Source organism: Mycolicibacterium sp. XJ1819, assembly GCF_053483675.1.
The window spans coordinates 61,558-85,807 of the sequence record NZ_JBEFST010000015.1; the positions used below are offsets into that span (position 1 = coordinate 61,558).

General features: G+C 62.9%; 21 protein-coding genes. 8 read left to right on the forward strand and 13 right to left on the reverse strand.

Going from position 1 to position 24,250, the window contains the following annotated elements:
• Positions 1 to 12: 12 nt before the first annotated feature.
• On the reverse strand, positions 13 to 807 hold the full coding sequence (locus ABQE89_RS17610) for a hypothetical protein (RefSeq protein WP_448418874.1): 795 nt from the start codon (positions 805 to 807) through the stop codon (positions 13 to 15).
• 395 nt (positions 808 to 1,202) lie between these two features.
• Between ABQE89_RS17610 and ABQE89_RS17615 the strand changes: the two genes are divergently transcribed.
• Positions 1,203 to 1,820, forward strand: a complete 618-nt coding sequence (locus ABQE89_RS17615; protein ID WP_448418876.1) for a TetR/AcrR family transcriptional regulator — start codon at positions 1,203 to 1,205, stop codon at positions 1,818 to 1,820.
• A gap of 9 nt (positions 1,821 to 1,829) precedes the next feature.
• On the opposite strand, the gene ABQE89_RS17620 is transcribed toward ABQE89_RS17615, so the two are convergent.
• From ABQE89_RS17620 to ABQE89_RS17630, 3 genes are read right to left on the reverse strand one after another with little or no spacing between them, the layout of a single operon-like run.
• Complete coding sequence (locus ABQE89_RS17620) at positions 1,830 to 2,633, reverse strand: SDR family NAD(P)-dependent oxidoreductase (RefSeq protein ID WP_448418878.1); 804 nt, start codon at positions 2,631 to 2,633, stop codon at positions 1,830 to 1,832.
• Positions 2,630 to 3,565 (reverse strand): hypothetical protein, encoded by a 936-nt coding sequence (locus ABQE89_RS17625; protein ID WP_448418880.1) that lies wholly within the window; start codon positions 3,563 to 3,565, stop codon positions 2,630 to 2,632. The genes ABQE89_RS17620 and ABQE89_RS17625 overlap by 4 nt, the downstream gene beginning before the upstream one ends.
• 35 nt (positions 3,566 to 3,600) lie before the next feature.
• Entirely contained in the window at positions 3,601 to 5,979 is a 2,379-nt protein-coding gene (locus ABQE89_RS17630; RefSeq protein ID WP_448418882.1) for a CaiB/BaiF CoA transferase family protein, read from the reverse strand.
• A gap of 215 nt (positions 5,980 to 6,194) precedes the next feature.
• On the opposite strand from ABQE89_RS17630, the gene ABQE89_RS17635 reads away from it, so the two are divergent.
• Complete coding sequence (locus ABQE89_RS17635; RefSeq protein WP_448418884.1) at positions 6,195 to 7,472, forward strand: amidohydrolase family protein; 1,278 nt, start codon at positions 6,195 to 6,197, stop codon at positions 7,470 to 7,472.
• Positions 7,473 to 7,493: 21 nt separating this feature from the next.
• On the opposite strand, the gene ABQE89_RS17640 is transcribed toward ABQE89_RS17635, so the two are convergent.
• The 5 genes from ABQE89_RS17640 to ABQE89_RS17660 all read right to left on the reverse strand — a co-directional run bounded on the left by ABQE89_RS17640 (position 7,494) and on the right by ABQE89_RS17660 (position 13,221).
• A complete protein-coding gene (locus ABQE89_RS17640) occupies positions 7,494 to 8,162 on the reverse strand; it encodes a hypothetical protein (RefSeq protein WP_448418886.1) in 669 nt (222 codons plus the stop codon).
• Between the two features lie 269 nt (positions 8,163 to 8,431).
• Positions 8,432 to 9,619, reverse strand: a complete 1,188-nt coding sequence (locus tag ABQE89_RS17645; protein WP_448418888.1) for a CaiB/BaiF CoA transferase family protein — start codon at positions 9,617 to 9,619, stop codon at positions 8,432 to 8,434.
• A gap of 594 nt (positions 9,620 to 10,213) precedes the next feature.
• Positions 10,214 to 11,320, reverse strand: a complete 1,107-nt coding sequence (locus ABQE89_RS17650; protein ID WP_448418890.1) for a hypothetical protein — start codon at positions 11,318 to 11,320, stop codon at positions 10,214 to 10,216.
• A 243-nt stretch (positions 11,321 to 11,563) separates the two neighbouring features.
• Entirely contained in the window at positions 11,564 to 12,445 is an 882-nt protein-coding gene (locus tag ABQE89_RS17655) for a hypothetical protein (RefSeq protein ID WP_448418892.1), read from the reverse strand.
• A gap of 125 nt (positions 12,446 to 12,570) precedes the next feature.
• Positions 12,571 to 13,221 (reverse strand): TetR/AcrR family transcriptional regulator, encoded by a 651-nt coding sequence (locus ABQE89_RS17660; RefSeq protein ID WP_448418894.1) that lies wholly within the window; start codon positions 13,219 to 13,221, stop codon positions 12,571 to 12,573.
• A gap of 132 nt (positions 13,222 to 13,353) precedes the next feature.
• On the opposite strand from ABQE89_RS17660, the gene ABQE89_RS17665 reads away from it, so the two are divergent.
• Genes ABQE89_RS17665 through ABQE89_RS17680 form a run of 4 tightly spaced genes read left to right on the forward strand, consistent with a single transcriptional unit; the run spans position 13,354 to position 17,996 of the window.
• Positions 13,354 to 14,952: a PEP-utilizing enzyme gene (locus ABQE89_RS17665; protein ID WP_448418896.1), complete on the forward strand. Its 1,599-nt coding sequence runs from the start codon at positions 13,354 to 13,356 to the stop codon at positions 14,950 to 14,952.
• A gap of 16 nt (positions 14,953 to 14,968) precedes the next feature.
• The gene (locus tag ABQE89_RS17670) at positions 14,969 to 15,916 is read left to right on the forward strand and encodes a DUF7064 domain-containing protein (RefSeq protein ID WP_448418898.1); all 948 of its coding nucleotides are present in this window, start codon (positions 14,969 to 14,971) and stop codon (positions 15,914 to 15,916) included.
• 11 nt (positions 15,917 to 15,927) lie between these two features.
• On the forward strand, positions 15,928 to 16,533 hold the full coding sequence (locus ABQE89_RS17675; RefSeq protein WP_448418900.1) for a hypothetical protein: 606 nt from the start codon (positions 15,928 to 15,930) through the stop codon (positions 16,531 to 16,533).
• Positions 16,530 to 17,996, forward strand: coding sequence for a pyruvate, phosphate dikinase (locus tag ABQE89_RS17680; protein WP_448418902.1), 1,467 nt, complete (start codon positions 16,530 to 16,532; stop codon positions 17,994 to 17,996). Before ABQE89_RS17675 ends, ABQE89_RS17680 begins: the two co-directional genes overlap by 4 nt.
• Positions 17,997 to 18,010: 14 nt before the next feature.
• On the opposite strand, the gene ABQE89_RS17685 is transcribed toward ABQE89_RS17680, so the two are convergent.
• Positions 18,011 to 18,604, reverse strand: a complete 594-nt coding sequence (locus ABQE89_RS17685; RefSeq protein WP_448418904.1) for a TetR/AcrR family transcriptional regulator — start codon at positions 18,602 to 18,604, stop codon at positions 18,011 to 18,013.
• Between the two features lie 272 nt (positions 18,605 to 18,876).
• Between ABQE89_RS17685 and ABQE89_RS17690 the strand changes: the two genes are divergently transcribed.
• Both ABQE89_RS17690 and ABQE89_RS17695 read left to right on the forward strand, forming a co-directional pair.
• A complete protein-coding gene (locus ABQE89_RS17690) occupies positions 18,877 to 20,340 on the forward strand; it encodes an aldehyde dehydrogenase family protein (RefSeq protein ID WP_448418906.1) in 1,464 nt (487 codons plus the stop codon).
• Between the two features lie 5 nt (positions 20,341 to 20,345).
• Complete coding sequence (locus tag ABQE89_RS17695) at positions 20,346 to 21,599, forward strand: cytochrome P450 (protein ID WP_448418908.1); 1,254 nt, start codon at positions 20,346 to 20,348, stop codon at positions 21,597 to 21,599.
• 18 nt (positions 21,600 to 21,617) lie between these two features.
• Here ABQE89_RS17695 and ABQE89_RS17700 read toward each other — a convergent pair whose 3' ends face one another.
• From ABQE89_RS17700 to ABQE89_RS17710, 3 genes are read right to left on the reverse strand one after another with little or no spacing between them, the layout of a single operon-like run.
• Complete coding sequence (locus ABQE89_RS17700) at positions 21,618 to 22,385, reverse strand: SDR family NAD(P)-dependent oxidoreductase (protein ID WP_448418910.1); 768 nt, start codon at positions 22,383 to 22,385, stop codon at positions 21,618 to 21,620.
• On the reverse strand, positions 22,385 to 23,020 hold the full coding sequence (locus ABQE89_RS17705) for a TetR/AcrR family transcriptional regulator (RefSeq protein ID WP_448418912.1): 636 nt from the start codon (positions 23,018 to 23,020) through the stop codon (positions 22,385 to 22,387). The genes ABQE89_RS17700 and ABQE89_RS17705 overlap by 1 nt, the downstream gene beginning before the upstream one ends.
• Positions 23,020 to 24,225 carry an amidohydrolase family protein gene (locus tag ABQE89_RS17710; protein WP_448418914.1) on the reverse strand — a complete coding sequence of 402 codons (1,206 nt, stop codon included), beginning with the start codon at positions 24,223 to 24,225 and terminating at the stop codon, positions 23,020 to 23,022. Before ABQE89_RS17710 ends, ABQE89_RS17705 begins: the two co-directional genes overlap by 1 nt.
• Between the last annotated feature and the right edge of the window lie 25 nt (positions 24,226 to 24,250).

Consider the following 24,250-nt stretch of genomic DNA (forward strand, 5'->3'; position numbering starts at 1 on the left):
TTGAAACCCCTTCTACACCTTGGTGGGCTCTACGACAGAGGGATCTGAGATGTCCGCTCGAGATCTCAGTTCCGGATATTCCCAGTCGGCCACTGCATTGGCCCTCGCCAGTTTGATCCTGCTGACTTGCATGACGGCCAGCACTACAACCCAGATGAAGAAGGATCCACCAGGCACCCAGAACGCGACCAAGCCGTTGTAACTCCACGGGCCCGAGTACCAGAAGACAGGTAGAAAGGCGAGAACCTCGAGCGCTCCGGCCCACATCGAGAAGTATCCGACCCAGCGGGGAAACATAATTCCGCTGTTGCAGTCACTCAAGATGGCAAACCCGACGACGAAGAGCCACATTGCGAATGCCGGCCACGGAATCAGGAACAGGAAGAAGATGAGGTCGTAGAGCAACTGAGTGGTGTCCGGGGACATCGTGTCCACCCGGAATGCCATCGCGCAACCGATTACCCCCGTCAGCATGCCGATGATGGCGCCATACCCGCCGACGGCGACATTGAAGTTGAACGCCAGGGGTGAAGGATTCACGTACAGCTTTATCTGATATGCCAACGTCAACGACCACGTGATCAAAAAGGGAAACCCGCCGATCAGCAGGATCGTCATGCCAACCAGGATTTGGATTTTGTGATCACTGATGAAGGCAGCAAGCTCCACAGAATTGGTCGCGGGAGACTTCGCCGGCACCAGACGGGATCCGATGAATCCGCCGGCCGCGAAAATGAACCACGCAACGCCCGACCATGCCCCCAGCGACTCCAACCTCTCGTCGAGTCGACTTTTCGCGACACTCATTTCGTGATTCCCCTTGCTGATAGCTCATCCGAACTGTCTTGAGTAGCCGCCCAGCGGCACCTCAATACGCGCGCGATCGGCAGCGCCCGCGACTCGGCCAGACTACATATATGATTAGATGTAGCGCAAGAGGCACTTACTGCTCGGCCCCGTGCGCAATCGACGACTAGTACGACTGTCTACTCGACAATGACTGAACAGCCTGATGTCAGCATAAGTGCCTTGCGAAGAACATATCTGACTTGATCCGTCGTCCAGGACTGCGGGCCAGCCGGTCACGAAACACGGCTATCTGATGTTCACTACAAGTTATGGTCATCCGTAGCGCAGGGTGGATCAACTCGATATTGAGGTCGGGCGGTCGATGTGGGTAGCTCCTATGCTCAAATGAGAACATGGCGGCGCCAAAACGGGACCGAATCGATCGACCGACGCGCAATCCGACGCGTGATCGGATCATCGCCGCCGCCGAAAAGTTGTTCGACGACGTAGACATTGACAAGATCAGCGTTGCTGAGATCGCCGACGCCGCTGGTATTCACCGGGTAACCGTGTATCGGCATTTCGCGGACCGGGATGCGATCGTCGATGAGGTCCTAGATCGACGGTCGAAACCCATCCTGGAACGTGCCGCAGCACGACTCGATAAGGCCGATCTATTCCCTGACGATCTTGCCTACGCGATGGTCACAGCCGTGGACGAGACGCGACGTATGCCCGAGGTGCTCAAGGCGATGTCGTTGATGGGCGATGGCGAAACCTTCAGGACCCGAGCCACTTCGGAACGATTCCTCGCCCGCGCAGCAGATGTGGTCAGACCGCATCTCGTCTCCGCGCAAGAGAGCGGACGGATGCGATCAGACCTGTCGATCGACGAAACAGTGAAGTGGCTCCTTCAGGTCTGCCTGTCCTGGCTCTTCTTCTCGCAGGACGAAAGCCCGGCCAAGCTGCTCGACACAGCCAAGAGCTATGTCATGCCGGCCCTGGTCTCTGTCGAATCCACAGCTCGGTGATGCGGGCGCTCACGCCGAATTCATGCTGTCGGTCATCACCGTCATCGTCGACCACTGTCCCGACGTCATCGCACCGTCCACGGTGAGCACCTGACCGTTGACGTACGCTCCGCCGTCGCTGCATAGATAGGACACGGCAGCCGCGATATCCTCGTCGTTCGCCAGCCGTCCGGCGGGGATGATCCGGCCGACATCGGCGAGCAGGCCGGGTGGGAGAAGCTCATACGTCTTGCCCATGTCGGTGATCCCCGATGCGATGCTGTTGACGCGTACGCCGCTGCGTGCCAGTTCCATCGCGGCCGTCCGCGAGACCATGTCCAACGCAGCCTTGCTCGCGCCGTAAGTGGCCAGAAACGGTGCCGGTTGGGTGCCTCCGACACTGCTCATGTTGATCACCACGCCGTAGCCACGCTCGGCCATACCGGGCGCGAACGCCTGGATGAGCTTCACCGGGGCAAAGACATTCACCTCGAACACCGCACGCCACGAGTCGATCTCGGCAGTGGCAACGGGACCCCACTGTTCCTCGGCCGCAGCGTTGTTCACCAGAATGTCGATCGGTCCTGCCTCATTTCGGAGCCGATCGATATCGGCATCGTCGGTCAGGTCGGCGGCGATCACCCGTGCCTGTCCGCCGGCCTGCTCGATCTCTGCCGCCACGGTGCCGAGCGCTTCGGCGCCCCGGCCGACGAGAATCGTGCTCGCTCCCTCCGCCGCCAGACGGTGGGCCGATGCGCGGCCGAGTCCTCGTCCCGCGCCCGTCACGAGGGCGGCGCGCCCGGCGTGCGGGCGCGCCGTCTGCCCAGTGCTCATGGAACATAGACGCTGTCGTGGAAGAACAGCAGTCTTCCGATGATCAGGAACAGTGGCTGCGCGATGAAGATCGCGACATTCATCGTGACGATCCACACCGCAAGCCGTGCGAACTCACGACCCCAGCCCGGCGCAAGCGCATGCACACGGAACAGCCGCTCGTTCGGATAGTTTCCGTTCTCGTCTACGCGCAGACACAACGAGACGATCACCGCGAAGAACAGGAACGGGATCGCCGGCCAAACGAAGGAAATCGTGCCACGGCTTGATTCCCAGAACGGACCGACCGCGTCAACGTAGGAGTACCAGCCGGCGGCCGTCATCAGGCGCTCGCCGATCATATCGATCGCGTAGAAGAGCATCATGCAGGACGCGATGAGCAGTACTGTCGGCGAGACCTTCGGCAGCACTCGCTGCAGCGCGGAACTGATTCTCGGCACCACCTTGAGCAACACGAGAGCCTCGACACCGAAAAAGATCCCGTAACCGAACACCACGCTGATCGGCTTCAAATGAGTCTGGTACCACGTGGATGTCCACGCCTCGAAAAGTGGAAAGTCCCGATTCCAGACCAGATATGAGCCCCAGTCCGCAAACCACTCGATCCAGAACATGGTGGTGCCGGCGAGGAAGAGCAGCGCGGGCATCGCGAACGACTTCTGACGGGCGGTCCACACCACGATAGTGACGAGCAGACCGAACCAGATGACCGGGAAGACATAGGCAAAAAGCCAAGGCACGTAGGGATCATCAAGATGATGAGACGGATAGGGGGGATGGGGTGCTGTTGCGCTGTTATCCGTCAGCACAAACGTCAGCGCAACAATCGCGGCGAGCGCCGAAACGACTACCCACGGTAGCCACACCGCGGTGCGCGACGGTTGCGGCGCACTGGCCGCGGGCTGTTCATCAGTCCGCGTCTCGATCGTCATCGATGGTGACCTTTCGGTTGAGTTCGCCTGGTCCCTTACCAGGCGAGGGCTTTGATATCGGACCGTCCGAGCACACCTGCCTGCCGCAGGGCGCGGAACTCGTCGACGGACAGACCGACCTCGTCCATCCACACCTGTTCGTCGTGTTCACCGAGCATCGGTGCGGGACCACGTTGGACGGCTCCCGGCATCGACGCCCACCGAACGGCTATTCCCGCGTGGGTGTTGGTTCCCGTCTTGGGATGGTGGATCTCCTCGAAGAATCCACGATGCCGGAGCTGTTCGAGTTGCGGCACGAGGTGACCGAGCACCACCTCACCTACCGGTGTGCCGGCCTGCGTCATCGCCCGCACGATGTGCTCGACGGTGTTTCTCGATGTCCATTCGGTGATCGCGGCGTCGATCTCGTCGTGGTGTACGCGTCGCTCGGGTTCGGTCCAACCGGACCAGTCGTCCTTGTCGAGGATCGAACACAGCGCTCGCCACCCCGAATCGTCGACGACTGAGATCGCCACCCACCGACGGTCGCCCATACCGACCGCATCCGGTTCGGATGTCGGGTAAATCCCCTGTGGTGAGATGACATTCGATCGATTCCCGGTCCTGTGCCGGTCCGCGCCGTAGGCACTGTGTTCGATCACCACTTCTGCGGCGACGCTGAGTGCGGCAGAGATCATCGGCGCCTCGACCAGCACCCCTTCGCCACCCGCGGCGACATGTTCCAGGGCCAGGATCAGCGCCAAGGTCGCGTGGCTGCCGGCGATTGGATCACAGGGACCGTTCAGAATCTCGGGAGTGGAGTCCGGCCAGCCGGTCGACCATGCCATTCCGGAGATCATCTCCATGGTCTGCGCGTAGCCGCCGCGTTCGCGCCACGGCCCGTCCAGCCCGTAGGCGGGCATCCGCACCATCACCGCACGGGGATTGACCGCGTGCACCTGCTCCCACCCGAGTCCCCAGGACTCCATCACACGGGGGCTGTAGTTCTCCACGACAACGTCACACGTGGCGATGAGGCGCCGGGCCAGATCCCGCCCTTGCTCAGTGGTCATGTCCACGGTGACCGAGCGCTTCCCGGTGTTGGTGCCCGCGAAGATGCCGGAGAACTCCGGCCAGTCCGGGTCGGTCATCGGCTTGCAGGTGTTGTTTCTGATGGCGTCGGGCCGCTTACCGCTTTCGACATGGATCACGTCGGCCCCGAGCATCGCCAGCAGATGACCGACGATCGGGCCGGCCCAGTTGGCCGTGAAGTCCGCCACACGGATGCCTTCGAACGGCCGGGCCCGCTTCGTAGTTGGCGATCTCGGTGTCCTCGTTGTCGGTGACCAGTCGGGTAGTACGCCGGAACCGAGCACGGGTGCGCGCTCTCGCTCAGGAGCCGCAACACCGTGCAGACGCCATGGTGTTACCGGCTGCAAGAAGCCGCCCGTGGCGTTGGCTTCGAAGGCGCCACGTGCGGCCAGGTGTTCGAGGTGTGGGATCGTCTCACCCGTGCCCACGACAGCTGCGGGCACCCGCATCAGGTCGGCGATCTCGAGAATCTCGGCGCACGTTCGTTCGGCTGTCCAAGAGTCGATCGCCTCCATCAGTTCGTGACGCCGCTTGAATCGGTTAGCCATGATTCCCAGCTCGGCGTCTTCCATCCAGTCGCTGCGGTCGACGATGGAGCAGAAATCCAACCACTGCTGGCCCGTGACCACCATGAAACCGATATAGCCGTCCTTGGCCGGATGGATATCAGGCAGATTGCGAGCCCGGATCGGTCGCAGCGGTGTCCCCGCGATGGTGTACCAGGACACTGGATGAACGGTGGTCGTCAGGATCAACGACTCGAGCACCGAAACATCGAGCACCTCCGCGCCGCCGCCGTACAACGCGGCCGCACTGTGGACGGCGGCGAACATCCCTGCCACCCACTCCCCGAGCCGGCCGCCGGCCGCCAGAGGCGGGCGCTCGGGTGCGCCGCGCTGGCCGGGCCCGCCCGACATCGCCTGCAAAGTGAGATCGGTCGCGGGTCGACCGGCCCACGGCCCGGTCAGACCGAAGTCGGTGATAGCCGTGACGACTGCGTGCGGGTTGAGTTCGCGCAGCCGATCTGGGGCCAGCGCCCGGGCTATCGAGCTGTGCGGCGACCACACGATTGCATCCGCACCCTGCACGCTCGCGGTCAACTCGGCCGGATCGGTCACCACCACCGACGTCGAGCCTGCCGCGAGGAACTGGAACAACGCACCATCCCCACGCGCGGCACCAGAATGTGACCAGGTGCGCAGCGGGTCCCCGGTGGGATCCTCGATACGCACCACCTGCGCGCCACCGTCGGCAAGTAGCCGGGTGCAGTAAGCGCCTGCAAGGTCGCCGGCAAGGCTGAGCACCCGCGAGGCAGCAACTGATCTCGTGTCCGATGAGGTCACAGGTGTTGATTCTCCTCGCAGTCGATACATCCCACGCAAGTGACGAGAGTATCCAATCGTGTTGTTACCGCATGTGATCCATGACCGACCCGTTGGTTTAGTCCCGCCGCCTTGCACTTCACACAAAGTCGACGCTATTGTCGATTTTAAAGCAATGTGATGCTGATCTCAATAGGTCTGTCACCACCAACATTCGATCGCCTTCGGGAGGAAACGTGCTCAAGCTGTTCAGCGTCGACGACCACATCGTCGAACCCGCGGACGTGTGGACCAAGCGGCTACCGAAGAAGTTCATGGACAAGGGCCCACACGTCGTCGAGGCCGAGGGACGGCAGTTCTGGGTCTACGAGGATCAGCGCTCGGCCACGATGGGCCTCAACGCCGTTGCGGGTAAGGACCCGAAGGACTGGGGTACCGATCCGGTGCGGTTCGCTGACCTGATTCCCGGTTGCTACGACCCAGCGGCACGTGCCGACGACTTCCGTGCCGACGGGATCGTGGGAAGTGTGCTCTTCCCATCACTTCCGGGCTTCGGCGGTCGGGTGTTCTTCGAGATGAAGGACAAGGAACTCGCTGACCTGTGCGTCCGTGCCTACAACGACTTCGTCATCGACGAATGGTGCGCGGCCGCACCCGATATCTTCGTGCCGACGATCATCACCCAGCTGTGGGACCCCGAGCTCGCCGCGGCCGAGATCCGGCGCTGTGCGGACCGCGGTGCCCGAGCCGTCTCATTTCCGGAGAATCCGAGCTACCTCAACCAGCCCTCGCTGCACACCGATCATTGGGACCCGGTGTTTCATGCATTCGAGGAAACGGGTCTGGTCTGTTCGATGCACCTGGGTTCCAGCGGGCACATCCCGATGCCGACTCCCGACTCCCACTTCAGCATTGCCATCACAGCCGCGCCCGCTGTCGTCGGTATCGAAACGATCACCGACCTCTTGTTCGGCACACTCCCCCGGCGCTTCCCCAACGTACAGTTCGTGTTGACCGAAGGCGGTGTCGGCTACATCCCCTACGTCCTGGAACGCGCCGACTTCGTCTGGAACAAACACCGGTACTGGGCACCGTTCGGTGACGTACAGCCGTCGGAGATCTTCCACCGACAGTTCGCTGTGTGCGCGGTCAACGAGGCCTTCGGCCTTTCCCAAGAGGCCATCGACGCGATCGGAATCGACAACATCCTGTGGGAATCGGACTATCCGCACTCCGAGACCACCTGGCCGGCCAGCCAGAGCGAGGCAGCCAAGGTCCTCGGTCACCTTTCCCCTGAGCAGATCGACAAGATCACCCACCGAAATGCCGAACGAATCTTCCGATTCCCCGTCACCGAAAGCGGAAGGGCCACGGTGAACAGCCCGCGCCCGAAGAACACCTACGGCAACGGCGAGCGGCCCCCGGCCATCAAAGCCACACCGGTCAGCGCGAATGATGGTCAACGCGGACCTGACGTTTCCGATGTCGTAGCCGGGACGGCGACGTCCGGCTAAGTCGGGCATCACCGAAATGCCTCAACGCAGAGGCGGCTGCGTGCGTTGGGCGCGCAGCCGCGCCTCCACCCGTCCAAGGGCCTCCAGGCGGCTCCGTTGTGCGCTGCTCTCCTCGGGGTCCGGGTCCAGTGCCGACTCGAGCTTTTCGATGAGCGCTCTGGTCCGCGCCTGCTCCTTGTACAGGCGTGCATCGGCCTCCTGAAAGGTGATCAGGTCCATCTCTTCGGATAGCGGATCATGCTCTGGTTCAACGTTTTCAGAGTTCATATAGCACTCCTCCGTCTGCTCGGTGAGTTGGATCATTTTCGCCGGAATCTGCAGTTGTGCAAAGTCGATAGTATTCGACGGACTTGTCAAGTAGGGTACCTGCCGAGGAGTTGCGTTATGCGGTTTTCCGGACGTGTTGCAGTGGTCACCGGCGGTGGGTCTGGGCTCGGCGCCTGCCTGGCGCAGGAGATCAGCAGGCGTGGGCCGGCCGGGATCGTCGTGGCCGACATTGACGATCACGCGGCTCGATCCGTTGCGAAAGAGGTGGACGGACTTGGTGTGCGCGCAGACCTGTCCACCGAACCCGGGGTGCGTGCGGTCGCCGATGCGGCGACGCAGAAGTTCGGTGCGATCGACATCTGGATCGCCAACGCCGGCACCGGAACAGGCGTGCGACCCCTTCACCGATGACGCCGTCTTCACCAGGATGTGGAATCTGCATACAATGTCGCAGGTGTGGGCGGCCCGAACGCTGCTGCCGACCTGGCTTCGCAGGCGCAGCGGCCATTTCGTCGCGGTCGTATCCTCGAATGCCTAGCGCGATTCGGCGTACGGCATGAGTAAGGTCGCATTGTTTCTGGCCGACGACGATTCCGCCCATGTGACGGGCCATGTGTGGTGCGTTGACGGCGGCGCGTCCATCGGGGCACCGGCTCAGTGAGCCGGTAGGACGTCTCTACGCTGGCACAGCGTCATTGAAGTTCGGCCAGGATCTCCTCGGTGTGTTCGCCGGGCGCCGGCGCATGCCTACGCACCGTGAAGCGCGCACCGTCGACGACGGCGGCCGAACCGACATATGTGACGGGCCCGGCAACCGGGTGCTGCCCCTCGACGAAGACGTTCCGCTCGGCGATGTGCGGATCGGCGGCCACCTCTCGGACGCTCTGGTATGCCGCGCCGAGCGCGAACCCGTGCTCGGCGGCAAGCGCGAGCCATTCCTGCAACGGTTTGGTGGCGATTACCTCGGCCACGAGTCGGCGTTCGACGTCATCACCCCAGTCCACCGATGCGTTGGAGGTGTCGGCGCGTCGGTCGACGAGATCGTCGCGGCCGGCGGCAACCGCCCATTTGTCCCAGAACCGCTGTTCGATGCAACCGAACAGCACCACCCGGCCGTCGGCCGTCTCGTAGAACTGGTAGCGCGAACCGGTCAGCGCCCCACTTTCGCGGGCCGCCATTCCGGACCTGTCGGTGATGCGATCTGCGTTGAGCTGTAGGACGATCGGCAGCCATGCCGTCATGGCAGTCGCGTCCGACGCCGCGACGTCGACGTAGGCTCCGATACCCGTGGCGCGCGCCCGCACCAGCGCGGCCACCGCGTGCAGCGCGGCATGCAACGCACCGACGCTGGTCGCCTCGCCACCCAGGTTCGCGCCGTCCTCGGCGAAGGCGCCGCGCTGGAGCAGGCCGTCGTCGCCGCGTTCGACGGCATGCGCCCCGACGAGCGCGTTCATCAGCATTCCGTGAGTGGGGATCGCGGCATACGGACCACTCGCGCCGAAGCCGGTGTGCTGCACATAGACGATCGACGGCTTGCGCGCCCGCATCGCCTTCGGGCCGATCCCGAGACGATCACATACCCCGGGCCGGTTGCCGTCGATGAAAACATCCGCGGTGTCGATCAACCGCCAAAACGTCGCAAGGTCAGCCTCGCGGGTCAGATCCAGAAGTATCGAGCGTTTGTTCCGGTTCACCTGGGCGTGTGCCACGCTCACCCCGGGGACGATCTGACCGAGGAAATACCTCAGATAGTCGCCACCCGGCGGTGATTCGACTTTGATCACGTCGGCGCCGAGATCGCCCAGCAGCATGCCGACCGTGTCGCCATTGAGCAGAACCGCCGACTCCACGACGCGAACACCTTCCAGGAGGTTGCGCACCCTTGCTCCCTGTCACCGAATACGTGAAAACCGTCTCAAGTTGACAGTATTGTCATTTCTGGTTCGCGCGTCTAGTTCGTAATCCATGTCCGACGACAATCACAGCAGCGGCCCGTTGAGCGGTCGACGAGTCATCGAACTGGCAGGATCGGCCCAGGACCAGACGTAGCGATGCCCTCGGCGATCTCAGTACCGAGGTGGTCGGGTTGAGCGGCACCAAACCATAAGGGGCCGTTAGCTAATTAGGATCGCGACTGGACGCTTCCCAACCAACGCTTGGTAGGCGCCGATCTGAAGACCGAGATGATCGAGGGCTGTAAGCCAGGGTTCACCGAACGGCTGGGCTCGGGCCCCACCCATGCCTCGCGCACGACGAACGGTTGGTGGGCGAACGGCCGGTTCGTCCGCTCAACATGGCCGGTGACCTCGGCGGCGGCTCGATGTTTCTTCTCGGGATCTTCGCCGCACTGTGGGTACACACGACCTCTGGCCGGAGGCAGGTGGTCGAAGGGGCCCTCGGCATGTCGTCCGGCGAGCGCGGCACACCTTGAGTGCTTGGGACTGGGGGTGTCACCGAGCCGCCAGGGACCAGCCTCAGGGAAGCCTTAGTGGCCGACCAGACCAACGGTGCCGAGGCGCACCGAACACCGGTGCAAGCATGTGGCCTGGTGCGGCTGCCACGACTCCGGAGCTCGCGTTGACGAACGCAGCAACGGAAGTCCACGACTGCGAATCCAGCCACCACTCGCCGTCGGGATCATCGATATGACCGCCATGACGCACCCCGTCAGCGAACGAGAGCCCCCGCGCATAACGAACCTGCACCGAGGGCGTCCCCTCCACCGTGATGATCCAGTCATTGTCGACTTCCCAGCCCGAGATCTGTCTGTCGCAAACCCACCGACAACAGATCCGCACGAACGGATCCCCGTCGATGAAGCCGGTCCAGGAGAACTCCGTGCCGGCCACCATTCCGGACGGCACCGGCGCCGAGACATTCGGTAAGTCCCGATCCGTCGTTGCGAACCTCGCGTCGACGACGACCTCGTCGAGGCGCTGACCCAACTGTTCGGCCACGGCGTGCGGTGTCTGGCGATACATGTGGTCGAACATTGCGACGATCTGTTCGCGCGGAAAGTCGTCGGGCGTCGCGCCGAATCCGAGCAACGGGTATATGTGGGCGTCCAGATCGGTACAGTCCATCCGCTCGAGGATGTCGACATGTGCGACTTCAAGAGTATGTCCGGCAAGTGTGGTCGCCAGACGCTCGGCGACGAAGCCCGGGTTCGACCCCACCGCCATCACCGTGGATCCGCCACGCCGGCACGCCTCATAGATCTCGCGGGCGTAGCTCTCGCTTATTCCGGCCGGATAGAAATAGTCGTGCGCCAGCAGCAGGTTTTTGCCGTCCGACAGTAGGCGCAGCGCATCAGCGTGACTCTCGGTGGGGCCCAGCGCAACCAGGGGGGTGTAGACCACGACATCGGTATCGAGCCTGTCGATCGCGTCACGGTCGCGGGTAATGGTCACCCCATGTCGGGACAGACCGACCAACTCCCCGATGTCACGGCCCTCCTTCTCCTCGGAGAAGGCGAGGACTCCGACCACATCAAACTCGTCGGGGCGCTGCAGCAGCACTCGAAGGACAAGACCGCCCAGCCGGCCCGGGCCCCAGATGACGACTCTGGTGCGTGCGGTCATTCACGAGTCCTTCTCGCCCCGAGAGATATTTCGGGATGTCGTCAACGGTAGATCCGGAGCTGAGATTAGCCCCGGAGGGGCGCTGGGTAAGGCGGGAATGAGGTTCACCAGCCGCATCGCGGTGCCGCTGACCGAACCCCACACGCCGCCATGCCTGCCGAGGCAAGATCGCAACGCATGTTGGAGTTGCCGTCGATGGTGATGCGGTAGTTCGACTCGCCGGCTCCGTCGAACCGCGGCCAGTCAGGGGGCGACCTCGGCGGTCATCCTGGTGATGTGTTCGGCGGTGATGACGGCACGCCCGCCCACTCGACCCTCGCACGCCACCCGACGAGCGACCACGCTTCCGGCCGTCATGACACCGACCGACGTATCCAGGTCACGATCGTGTACGGCGAAGTCGTTTGAGCCGACGATCTCGTCAAGCTCTACGTCGAGCCTGTCGGCCAGCTGGCGCACCATCGGACCCCAGAACGCCACGAAGGCACCCCCGCTGGCGATCGGCGCTTCGTAGGACGGTGACTGACCGAACCCCATGATTTCGCGGATTACTGGTTCGACGTCGTAGTGGTCGTATATCCCGATCTCCTGTATATGAATGTGCTCTACCGAGTCCGACACGGTCAACGGCGTCATCGGCAACAGGTCGCTAGAGAACCCGGGATCGAGGCCCGTCGCGAGAAACGTCGCGCCGCCCTTCTCGGCAGCCGCTAGCAGCGGCTGGCGAAGATCGGTGGGTCCCGCCGGCGGAAAGAGCATGCCGAGCAACGAAATGGTGATGACGTCGATGCCCCGTTCCATCGCTTGCCCGATTTCGTCGACCACCTCTGCGTCGCGCCCAAGTCCGTTTCCGCAGTAGCTCAGCACGTCCGGAGCCGATTCGAGAACTTCGTTGAGCGAACCTACGGCCGGGACGCCCACCCAGTCGACGCCAGCCAACTCCCCGGCGTCACGTCCGACCTTCTCCGGTGTCGCCGCCCATAGACCGACGAGTTCGAGATCGGAATGCGCAATGATGCCGCGCAAAGCTTCTCGGCCTGTTGCGCCGGTTCCCACGTGCCCGACACGCACCTTCGGCCCCATCGGGCCATGCTGCACACCGGCTTTCTGGGCACCGACAGTCATTCTGACTTCCATTCGCTCGCCATGAAACGGACCGCGCCACGAGACGCGAGGCTCATTTCAGTGAGCCAATCAAGACCCGACACTCTTGTCAAGAATCTTCCCGTCACGCTGGGAACAGCGGTTGATTACCGGCGCGACCGTCGATGAGAACGATCTTCCACTTCCATCAGACGTGTGAAACCCGCGTCGAAATACTCGCGAGCATCAAGTCGAAGTAGCGGCGGCAGAACAGTCGCCAAGGCGGGGTATTTAACTGGGTCGGGAGCATTGTCGCGAACCAGCTGGCGCCATGTGTCGAGATGAAGAGGCTTGACGCCCCGCCCTAGCGATCCTCCGAGGAGGGTGACGTGTCCCGCGGTGAATACCCAGATCGCCGCAAACCGGCGGGCCGCGTCGTCCGCCGACAACCCCTCGTCGAGGAACGCCTGCATCGCCGCATCCGCCAAACGAAATCCATGCTCGGTGGGAAAGACCGGGCCACGCGAGCACAGGAAGGCACCGAGGTCCGCGTTCGCGGTGACGAATTCCCAGAACGTTTCCGCGATCCGTCGTGCGCGATCCCCGGCAGACTGGCGCTGCGCGGGAGTGGACAAGTCCTTCAATAGACCATCAGCCACGGATTCTAGAAGTGATTGCTTGGTCGGAAAGTGCCAATACAACGTCATCTCCCCGACGCCCAGCTCCGACGCTACCCGGGACATCGTCAGCGCCGACAGACCATGAGCATGAACTAAAGCAGTTGCAGCAGCGGTGATTTGGTCTTTGCGCAGGGCCACACGCGGGCTTCTCTTCCGTCGCCGTGGCGCGCGATCAACCGTCACGACCATCACCTTCCCGGGGTTGACGAATATCCGATCCGATTCTAGTGTCAGGCACTACTCGTGTCATACACGAGTAGGGAGGATGAAATGCTCCGCGATACCTCTGCCAGGATCGACAACCTGCACGTCGAGAGCGGCCCCACGACGCTGTGGTCAAGGGTGAATGCCGCAGAGGCGCAGCCCGGCGTGTGCACACCACTGTCTTGGGACTTTTGGGACGACACCGCGGAACGGGCGATGCGCGGCTCCTGGTATGACCTCGGGGTGCTGCGTGCCTCTGAAGTCGCCCAGCCGAAATCGGTCGATGAACGCGTGTGGGCGGCCTTCTACGGCCGGGTCGCGCTCAATGTCGACTTCATTCGGAAAATGGCCGATCGCACGCCAGGGACCAGCGGCGAAGAGATCGAGCGTGACATCCTTGGGTCAGTGCGACCGGACGCGGTGTCCCAGCCCACTCGGACCCGCTATCCCGTCATGTTCGCCAAGGCGCCGCTCATGCTCAAGCGCCTTCCTGCGCTGATTGAACGCAACTACCTCGAATCGCACCGATGGTGGCAAGAGCACGCGCTCGGCTCAGAAGCCACCGACGATCTCGCAGAAGCGCGAGCCCTTTGGGCAGACGCCGTCACTCGTTTCGAATACGTGATGCGCGTGCATTGCCGGGGTTCAAACATGGCACAACGAGCATTCGGCGAACTCGCCGCGGTCGGCGCCCAGGCCGGGCTGTCGGGGGTGGAAACCGCGTTGTCAGGCGGTTACACCGACACTGAGGATTTGGCCGTGATGGGCAAGTTGTGGCAAGTCAGCCGTGGGCAGTCGACATTGGACGAATTCATCGCCAGTTACGGATTCCACGGACCGGCAGAGGGACAGCTCGCCGTACCGTCGTGGCGTGAGGACACCAAACCGCTGGTGACGATATTGGACTCCTACGCATCGATGCCGGACGACAGGGCTCCGCTCGCGGTCGCCGCTCGGCGCGCCGAGGAACGTGTGCAAGCGGAAGCCTCGCTCCTGGCGGCGCTGTCGCCGCTCGGCCGGAGGAAGGCGCGCAGAGCGATCCGGCGACTGGCGCTCGGCGTCAAGCTGCGCGAGCGGGGTAAGGCAACCTATCCGCTCGCCATCGACGTCGCCCGCGTGGCCGCCCGAGCGGTCGGAAACATCCTCGCGCGTCGGCGCCTGATCGACGAACCCGAGGACGTGTTCTTCCTTCTTCGGGCGGAAGCCATGGTCGACGGTCCGGCGGTCGATCTCAAGGAGCTTGTCGCCCTTCGCCGTGAGCGGTTCACGCAACACAGACAGATCGACCTGCCGGACACGTGGATCGGCGAACCGACACCTGCAGTAATCACCGAGGGTTCAGCCGGCGACGACCTGCACGGGCTGGGGGTGAGTCCCGGTCGGATACAGGGCACCGTTCGGGTCATCGTTGATCCGGACGGTGAGAGCCAGCTCAATCCCGGTGAAATACTTGTCTGCCACACCTCCGACCCGAGCTGGGGTGCACTGATGTTGGTGGCGTCGGCTTTGGTGATCGATGTCGGGGGGCCAATGAGTCATGGTGCCATCATCGCCCGCGAGCTGGGCATACCTTGCGTGATCAACACCAAGCACGGCACCCGCACGTTGCGAACCGGTGACACCGTCGTCGTCGACGGCGACACGGGCAGTGTCCTTCGGAACTAGAAAGCAGAACGCACGCATGGATGCCCGACACGAACGTCTGCACCTCGACTGCGCCCAAGGCACCAACTGGCAGGAGAATATGTACTTCTGCGGGTTTGACCAGAGCCGCAACGGTTTCGCCGTTCATCTGAAGCTCATCCCCTCGGGTCGGCAGGCACAGATCCGTGGCGTCGTGACAATCGACGGTACGCAGTACACATTCGGTGCCAGACACCCCATCGCCACAGAGGTGGCATATCCGGAATTTCGGGCTCACAACCACGATCCATTCCGACAGTGGGAACTCGAACTGAACGGGGTCGGCTGCTCCACCGAGTCAACTGCGGGCTACGTCGGGTTAGAGGTCGATGGTCCCGGGCAGAAGGTCCTGCCGATCAGCGCACTCATCACGTTGCGCACAGCGCTGCCCCCCATCGACTGGTCGCAGCTGACCTCCGATTCGGGTGCAGGAAGCGGACACTACGATCACGCGCACAACTGGAACGGTGTACTGCGAGTTGGGAATGACACCGTCCGCACGAATGGACTCGGTATTCGAGACCACTCATGGGGACCCCGCAGCCTCGCCGATGTCGAACGCGCCGTCTTCTTCTCGACTGTCTCGTCGGATCTGAGCCTGCACCAGTCGGGCGTAGTCGGTCAGGGCGCGGGAGGCGAGTTCGGGTTCGGCTTCTCGGCAACGCAATCGAGCTTCACGGTGTTACCCATGCCGACGATCGAGGTCATCGACGGCTCATTCGACGACGCGGATATCCGCCGTGTCCGAATCCTCAACGACGGACGGGAAATCACGGTCGTAACACACACCGACATCCGGATGCCGCTCTTACGTGACAGCTACCTGTCCCGTGACCTCATCGGCGACATCGACCAATCGGGTGGGTTTTCATTTGTCGAATGCGGGACGGGCCTGAGCGCCAAGGCCGTCGCTGGCATTCGCGAGGAGGCAACTGCACTCTCATGAAGGATCGAGACATGCACGAACTGTTGGTGTTACAGACTATTCGGCTCAAAGGACGCGCGGCCGAATCTCATCTTCCTGACTTCACCGGACTCGAAAGCGATACCCTGGAGCGGGTGTTGACTGATGCAGAGCACGCCGACTTCGTACAACGGGGCAGCTCGCTGCAACTCACCGCGCAGGGCCGCACCAACCTCAACGAGTTGCTGTCCGCAGAACGCGAACAGCTTGACATCGCCGCGATCACGTCGGTCTACGACGAATTCACCGCAGTCAACACACAACTCAAGGAGATCGTCAGCGCGTGGCAGCTCCGGGAGCCGAATGTGCCGAACGACCACGGCGACGCCGAGTACGACCAGCAAGTCATCGCACGATTAGCTCGGGTGCATGAGCGCATCTGTCCACTGCTGCGCCACCTGTCCACCCTGGTACCACGGTTAGCGATCTACGAGGCTCGATTGAGCGAAGCCATGGCCAGGTTGCACGGCGGGGAACATTGTTTTCTCGCAAGTCCACTCGTGGACAGTTACCACCAGGTCTGGTTCGAGCTGCACCAGGAGCTCATCGAGGTGCTCGGTCGTACCCGTGAGCAAGAGGCCGCCGAAGGCCGCGCATGAAATCTACGACCATTGACTATGTCACCTTGGACGGCTCTTCGACACTCGGTCCCGAGCTGCTCGGCGGGAAGGCCTGGGGAATCAATAGGCTTGCCGCCCTGGGGTTGCCGACCCCACCGGCGTTTGCGCTAACCACCGATGTCTGCCGGGCCTTCCATGCCGCGGGCGGTCGTCTCCCCGACCGGGGCTACGATGCCCTCGCGGCCGGAGTGCAATGGCTGGAAGCGAAAACCGGGCGAGTGTTCGGGGGCGCGATCCCACTCATCGTCTCAGTGCGGTCCGGTGCGCAACACAGCATGCCGGGCATGATGGACACTGTCCTCAACCTGGGGATCACGCCCGAGCACGGACCAACATTCGCTGACGAATTTGGTACGGGGCCTATGGCGGAAGAGGTTCGCACGCGATTCGTCGAACAGTTCGAGCGAGTGGTGGGCAGCGCGCCGCCCGATGATCCGATGCAACAACTGGTCAAAGCCGTGGGCGCTGTGTTCCGATCCTGGCATTCGCCCCGGGCCTGCGCCTATCGCGATCATCATGGCCTGAGCCATGATGGCGGCACCGCGGTGACCGTGCAGGTGATGGTTTTCGGCAACCGCGACGAGTCTTCCGGAACCGGCGTGCTCTTCACCCGCAACCCCCTCAATGGCGAGGCTCGATCGTACGGCGAGTGGCTGGGCAGGGCGCAGGGAGAGGACGTGGTGTCCGGCCACGTGACGCCTGATGGTCTAGAGGTACTGGCAGAGCAGTTGCCCAGGGTGCACGCGGATCTCCTCCAAGCGGCCCGACATCTTGAAACAGTCAACCGCGATGTCCAGGACATCGAGTTCACGGTGGATGGAGGCCGGCTGTGGATTCTGCAGACGAGAGCGGCGAAACGCTCCCCGGAAGCTGCCGTGCGCATCGCGATCGCGCTCTGCGACGAAAATGTGATCGACCGCGACGAAGCCCTGGCCAGATTCACACCGGACGATGTGGCTACGCTGTTGCGCCCGCGGCTTGATCTATCCGCAGCTGCGCGCTTTGACCCAATTGCCCACGGCGAGCCCGCATCTCCCGGTTACGGGACCGGCGTGGTCGTGACAACAGCCGACGAGGCCGAGGCGAAGACAGCCGAAGGTGTCGACGTCGTATTGGCCCGCCCCACCACAGATCCCAATGACGTCCACGGCATGATTGCCGCATCAGCGGTAGTTACGGAGATCGGCGGTTCTACATCGCACGCCGCGGTCGTCAGCCGCGAACTCGGCAAGCCGTGCGTCGTGGGCTGCGGCCATGGAGCGATCACAACGATGCGTGGTCGGACCGTCACCGTCGACGGTGGGACCGGACGCGTCTATGCCGGCGCTATCCCCGTCCGCTCAACGTCTTCCGATGACCCCGTCGTCCATGTGTTGATGCGCTGGCTGGGCTGTCATGACCTCACAGACATCCCAGTGGCGTTGCGCACCAGGCGCGCGTAGCTGTCGGCCGGCGGTTAACCGGCGTGCGCACTCGCCCAGATGATGTGGGCGATGCTGTAGGCGATCGCCGAGTCCTTGACCGGTGCACCGGCCACCCGCCAGTGAAACCAGAAACGTTCCATCATCGACTGAATCGCCAAGCCCTGCACCAAAGGGTCCACTCCCGGGGCGCGCTTTCCACCGCGGAGTTTCACCAGCGCCCGGGCCAGAATTTCGGCCCCCATCATCTCTGCGTTGACGCTCCAGTCCCTCAGATCCGGATTGGCGTAAGCCGCCTGAAAAGCCGCGTGAATGAAAGCTCCATGCTCATCCCAGAATGCGAAATATTCCTCAACCCACAGCGCCACATCGTCGATCGACGACTTCGGCCCCAAGCGTCGTAATCCCTCCGCCGCGACAATGCCTGCCTCTTCCGAGTCGTGGCCGAGTGCCATCAATACGTCTTGCTTGCTGGTGAAGTAGGTGTAAAACGAGGCTCGCCGAATGCCGCTGGCCTCCGTGATATCGCTGATCGTGGTGGCGTCGTATCCCTTTTCCAACATCAGCCGCTTGGCCTCTTCGAGAATGCGCCTTTTGGTGCGCAACCCCTTACTGCCGACCTCCGTCACAGGCCCGTTTCGGCGGACCTGTGTCTGCGGGCGAGGGGAGGTTCTAGGCATCGGCGATCCTGACGAGCAACTGTGATTCAAACGCAACCATTGCACCTCGATGGTAGCAATGCCAGGTCACAGGTGGGGTGAGGCGCGTCAGCGCCCCGTTGTACGAAGTCACGCGTTCTGCTGGTGTGGAACACAGAATCGACAGTCTTGTCAGGTCTGTTCTTTCCCTGTAGCTTATGACCGATATTGGTTCGAATAGCTCTCCGTGACAAGGAGGTCGTGTGACAATCACAGCCCCACCATTGGAGCTGCTGCCCGCACCCGGCCTGCTGATCGGCGATCGCCGAATAGACGACACGTCGGGTGGCGCCGTCGACCACATCTACGGAGCCACCGGAAGACGCACTGCCGAGGTCCCCCTGGCGGGGAGCCGCGAGATCGACGACGCCGTACAGGCTGCGCGCACCGCCCTACCGCTGTGGAAAGCGATGCCGCCGGACCAGCGCCGAGAGATTCTTTTCCGTGCCGCCCAGCTTCTGCGCGACCACGCCGAAGAGTTGATTGCCATCTCTCAAGTCGACAACAGCATGCCGGTATTCGCGGCATCAGGCGGACCACAAGTTGCCGCCGACCACTTCGCATACTGCGCCGGTTGGGCGGACAAACTCAGCGGTGACGTCATCCCTACCTGGCCGACGCCGTCGCTGGACTACGCCACCCGCGAACCCTACGGGGTGGTGGGCATCATCATTCCCTGGAACGGCCCGGTGTACGCGATCGGTATGACGGTCGCGCCCGCGTTGGCCGCTGGCAACTGCGTATTGCTGAAACCACCTGAGCTAGCGCCGTATTCGGCAATCAGGATCGGCGAATTGTTCCTCGAGGCCGGGTTCCCGCCAGGTGTCCTGAATATCGTCACCGCCGGCCCCGAGGGCGGACAGGCGATGGTGGCGCACCCGGGTATCGACAAGATCCACTTCACCGGCAGCGGAGCCACCGCCAAACGGATCCTGGACACCGCCAAGGACGTGCTCAAACCGGTAGGGCTCGAACTCGGGGGCAAGTCGGCGAACATCATCTTCGCCGATGCCGACCTGAACAATGCCGCGATGCAGGCCGTCCTCGGCATGCAGGGCAGCGGCCAGGGCTGCATCAACGGCACTCGGGTACTCGTACAACGTCCGGTGTACGAGGAGGTATTGGCCCTTATGAAGGGGATCCTCGGCACGCTCGAGGTCGGCGATCCGTTGACCGCGTCGACATTCTTCGGCCCGGTGATCAACCAACAGGCGGCCGAACGAATCATGGCGGTCATCGAGACGGCCAAGCAGGACGATGTTCGACTGGTGACCGGCGGAGACCGGCTGGGCGGTGACCTGGCCGACGGGTTTTTCATCGCCCCAACCGTGTTTGCCGATGTCGGCAATTCCACGCCGTTGGCCCGTGATGAAATTTTCGGTCCCGTTGTAGCGGTGATGCCGTTTGACACCGACGAGGAAGCAGTCCACATCGCCAACGACTCTCCCTTCGGCCTGGCGGGCTACATCCAGACGTCCAACCTCAAGCGAGCCCACCTGATCGCCCAGCAGTTGGACGTCGGAAACATCTGGATAAACGGGTTCCTCGGGATCCCGGTCTCCACGCCGTTCGGCGGCGTCAAGCAGAGCGGCTGGGGTCGACTGGGCGGCCTCGACGGTATCCGCGAATTCACCCATCCCAAGAACGTATTTGTGAGCCTGATGTGACTGAGATGAAGAACGAAACATTCCGCCCCGTTATTGATTTCGACCACCACTCAGCGGAATTCGCCGACAACTGGCGAAACATCACCGCGGAGCTGAGGGCGAAGTGTCCGGTGGCCTGGACAGAAGCCCACGGCGGCTACTGGGTCGTGACGCGATACGAGGACGTCAAGACCGTGGCGCTTGACGACGTCACGTTTTCCTCGGATAACGACACGACTGGCGAACGTAACGGCGGCCAGGGTACCGCGATTCCGCGGGCGCCGATGCAACTCATTCCGATAGAGGTCGACCCGCCGCGGTTCAATCAGTACCGCCAGCTGCTGAACCCGAAGTTCTCACCTTCGGCGGCCGAGCCCTGGCGACCGTTCCTGCAGCGGGTTGCCGACGCGATGATCGACCGGTTCTGCGAAAAGGGTGAATGCGATCTGGTGCAAGACCTGGCCAGTCCGGTGCCTGCGATGCTGACGATGAAACTTCTCGGTCTGCCGCTCGCGGACTGGGAGGACGTCGCGACGCCGTTCCACGAGATATCGTGGGCGGTACCCGGCTCCGAGATGTACCAGCGCGCGATCGAAGGCATCTTCGGTGTTCTCGGCCGACTTTCCGAAGAACTCGGCAAGCGCCGGGAGAACCCCCGCGACGACCTGCTGACCTTTCTGGTCAACTCGAAAATCGACGACAAGCCGCTGACCGAGGAAGATATCCTCAGCATCTGTTTCCTCCAGCTCATCGGCGGCGTCGACACCAGCACCGGGTTGCTCTCGCACACCTATGCCTGGCTGTCTGAGAATCCCGATCAACGCCAACGTCTGATCGATGAACCGGAAATCCTGAAGCGGGCGACCGAGGAGTTCCTGCGATGGGTGTCGCCCGCCCCGGCGCTGGCCCGCACCGTCACCGTTGAAACCGAACTTGGTGGCCAACGGCTGTGTCCGGGCGACCGGCTCCTGTTGTCCTGGGCGTCGGCCAATCAGGACGCCGACGTGTTCGAGAACCCGGACGAGGTCGACATGGACCGTTGGCCGAACCGCCACCAGGCTTTCGGGCTGGGCGCACACCGCTGCCTGGGCTCGAACCTCGGACGGGTGCAATTCCAGGAAGTGCTCAAAACGACGTTGCGTCGTTTGCCCGATCTGGAAGTCGATCTGGCAGCGGCTCAACGCTACCCATCGTTGGGACAGGTCAACGGATACGCGACCCTTCCCGCGACCTTCACCCCCAGCAGGCCCGTCGGCGCCACGCTGCCAATGGACGACTGACAAACGCATCGAACACTCTCAATTGCGCATATACGCCCCCGCGGAAATGTTCAGGATCTCCCCGGTGATATGAGGAGCACGTGGCGACGCGAGAAATGCTATCGCCTCGGCGATCTCGTCCTTGTGCGGCAGCGACGGCAGCGGTCCGCGGGCGTCTGGACGTTCGCGGATCTCCGGATGGTCGAGCAGGAATTTGGTCCCCTCGGTCAGACCCGGACTAACGCTGTTCACCCGGATTCCGAACGGCCCGGCTTCGTGGGCAAGGCATCGCGTCAGAGTGTTCAGCGCGCCTTTGCTGACCGCATAGGGGGTTTCGATTCCGGCTCCCCCGACGTCACCGGCAAAACTGGTGACGTTGACGATCGCGCCATGTTCGCGGTCGCGCATCATCGGTAACACCCGACGCGCCAGATACCAGGGCCCATCGATATTGACGGTCATCACCCGATCCCAGTCCTGCGGCTCGCATTCGAAGATCGGCTTGATGATGTTGACTGCGGCGTTGTTGACCAGGATGTCGATGCGGCCGAACTCGTCGCGCACCGTGGCCACAACCGCGTCAATCTGTTCACGGTCACCGGCATCTAGGGGGATTCCCAATACCCGGACACCGGGATAATCGTTGCCGATGGCATCGGCGACCTTATGGGTGCGTCCCGGATGAATGTCGGTCACAACAACATTCGCGCCACCCGCCGCTAGGCGGCGGGCAGTCGCCTGTCCTATTCCCACCCCGGCGGCCGCCGTGACGACCGCCACCTCTCCGTCGAGCTCGTTCTCATACATCAATTACCTTTCGGTTGATAGCCGAACGTCTCGAGCAGAGAGTCGACGATCCGCCGCTGAGCGTTGGCGGTCAGTGAACCCTTGCCGAACTTGCGGACGATCCGCATGAACACGGCACCGATCAGCGCATCTGCCGCCCAATCGACATCCATGTCGGCACGCAACTGCCCGTCGGCCACCGCTTGGTTCAGCAGCGTCGTCAACTGCATCGAGGCCCTGGCCATGACCGTATCCTGAAATGCCGCAAACAGTTTCGGGTGTCGCGGAGCGTCTGCCACCAGCCGCATTTGGATACCGAGGACGGTGGGGTTCAACAACTCGACGACCCGCGCGACGATGGCCTCCAACTCCTGGCGCAAGTCGGCAGCCGGGTTGGGAGTCGGCCATTCAGCCAGGTGTTCAAGGGTTTCCAGGATGAGGGTGTCACGATCGGGCCAACGCAGAACAAGGCTCGGTCGCGACACGCCCGACCTGCGCGCGACGCTGCGCACGCTGTAGCCCTCGAATCCGCGCTCCGAGAGCTCGTCTCTCGACGCCTCGAGTACTCGTTCCTCGATCGTCGGATCGCGTGGGCGGCCACGGCCGAGGAAGGTGTCGTCACCCCGCTCCTCCGCCGACCGTTGCGCGGTGGTCATTATTGAAAGAGGGTCATTCCGTTGTCGCGTAGGAAGTGTCGGCGCTTGTCCTCGCCCAGCGACTCGACGCGGCCGTAGAACTCCGCGGGTTCCCGCAGACCCTCGGCATGCGGCCAGTCGGACCCCATCACCAATGCCTCTGTCCCACCGAGCTCGTCGGCCAAGGCCACGGTGTCGTCCTCGGGGTAGGGCACCACCTTGACGTGTCGTTTGAAGATCGTGCTCGGCCTCTCGGTCAGCGGCCCGCCCAGCCAGGGCCCCAGCCGGGCCATGCCGCGACTCTTGTCCATGTGCCTGATGAAATGCGGAATCCAGGACGCGCCGAATTCGCTGACCACCACCCGGATGTCAGGGAAACGTCCGAACAGGTTGTCGAAGATCAGCGCGGACAGCGTATCGGTGATCGGCCGCTCTCCATAGGTGTTCTGCCATTGCCAGGCCGAGAACTGGAACGGCGGCCCGATCTTCCAACCCCAGTGCGGGGCGACCTCCTGCTGATAGTGGAACTCCGAGATGTGGTAGCAGATGACCGCCTTGGCTTCGTTGATGCGGGCCCAGAACGGATCGAAGTACGGGTCGCCCGGGCTGCGACCGTAGGCCGGGCCGGCGGCCAGATAGATGAAGCGCGCCCCTGCGGCCAGCACGCGATCGAGTTCGGCCACCGCACGGTCGAGATCGCGCAGTGACAGCAGCGCCGGCGCGTAGATGGTGTCGCGGTAGTTGAATCCCCAGTCCTCGTCGATCCACCGATTGAAGGAGGTGAAGTTGTCGTAGAGAGCGTCCACGCTGTCGAGGAACGGTTCGGCTAGCAGCGCCCAGCCACCGGGGTACATGATCGACTTCTCGATCTGCTGCTCGGCGAGTTGGGCCACGCGGGCATCCCGGTCGAGGTACTCGGGCTGCATCGGCTCGAAGAACCGTTCCGCGTCCGCGGCGTCCCCCGATGCACGCTTGCGCAGCATCTCTGCCAACGACCCCGGCACGTAGGCCTTCTCGAGGTCGTGCTCCTTCTCGAAGGCGGTGATGATCCGTTCGTTCGCCAACAGGGCCTTGTGACCGCTCGGCAGGTCGATCAGCCGAATGGCGCTGTCGATCTTGCTTTTCGGCATGTGCCGTGTGAAGCAGTCGGTCGCCTCGTAGGAATGCTGGTCGAAGTCCACCATGCGGTAGGGCAGCGTGCCGACCGTGTCCTCAATGAGCGCCATCGTCGTCCCTTCATCTACATGCCGT

Coding starts and splice junctions, on each gene's coding strand:
- ABQE89_RS17620 (WP_448418878.1), bottom strand. CDS start 2,633: ATGAGCACTGGGCAGACGGCGCGCCCGCACGCCGGGCGCGCCGCCCTC.
- ABQE89_RS17655 (WP_448418892.1), bottom strand. CDS start 12,445: ATGACTGTCGGTGCCCAGAAAGCCGGTGTGCAGCATGGCCCGATGGGG.
- ABQE89_RS17610 (WP_448418874.1), bottom strand. CDS start 807: ATGAGTGTCGCGAAAAGTCGACTCGACGAGAGGTTGGAGTCGCTGGGG.
- ABQE89_RS17695 (WP_448418908.1), top strand. CDS start 20,346: ATGAAGAACGAAACATTCCGCCCCGTTATTGATTTCGACCACCACTCA.
- ABQE89_RS17615 (WP_448418876.1), top strand. CDS start 1,203: ATGGCGGCGCCAAAACGGGACCGAATCGATCGACCGACGCGCAATCCG.
- ABQE89_RS17625 (WP_448418880.1), bottom strand. CDS start 3,565: ATGACGATCGAGACGCGGACTGATGAACAGCCCGCGGCCAGTGCGCCG.
- ABQE89_RS17710 (WP_448418914.1), bottom strand. CDS start 24,225: ATGGCGCTCATTGAGGACACGGTCGGCACGCTGCCCTACCGCATGGTG.
- ABQE89_RS17670 (WP_448418898.1), top strand. CDS start 14,969: ATGGATGCCCGACACGAACGTCTGCACCTCGACTGCGCCCAAGGCACC.
- ABQE89_RS17705 (WP_448418912.1), bottom strand. CDS start 23,020: ATGACCACCGCGCAACGGTCGGCGGAGGAGCGGGGTGACGACACCTTC.
- ABQE89_RS17675 (WP_448418900.1), top strand. CDS start 15,928: ATGCACGAACTGTTGGTGTTACAGACTATTCGGCTCAAAGGACGCGCG.
- ABQE89_RS17665 (WP_448418896.1), top strand. CDS start 13,354: ATGCTCCGCGATACCTCTGCCAGGATCGACAACCTGCACGTCGAGAGC.
- ABQE89_RS17680 (WP_448418902.1), top strand. CDS start 16,530: ATGAAATCTACGACCATTGACTATGTCACCTTGGACGGCTCTTCGACA.
- ABQE89_RS17650 (WP_448418890.1), bottom strand. CDS start 11,320: ATGACCGCACGCACCAGAGTCGTCATCTGGGGCCCGGGCCGGCTGGGC.
- ABQE89_RS17700 (WP_448418910.1), bottom strand. CDS start 22,385: ATGTATGAGAACGAGCTCGACGGAGAGGTGGCGGTCGTCACGGCGGCC.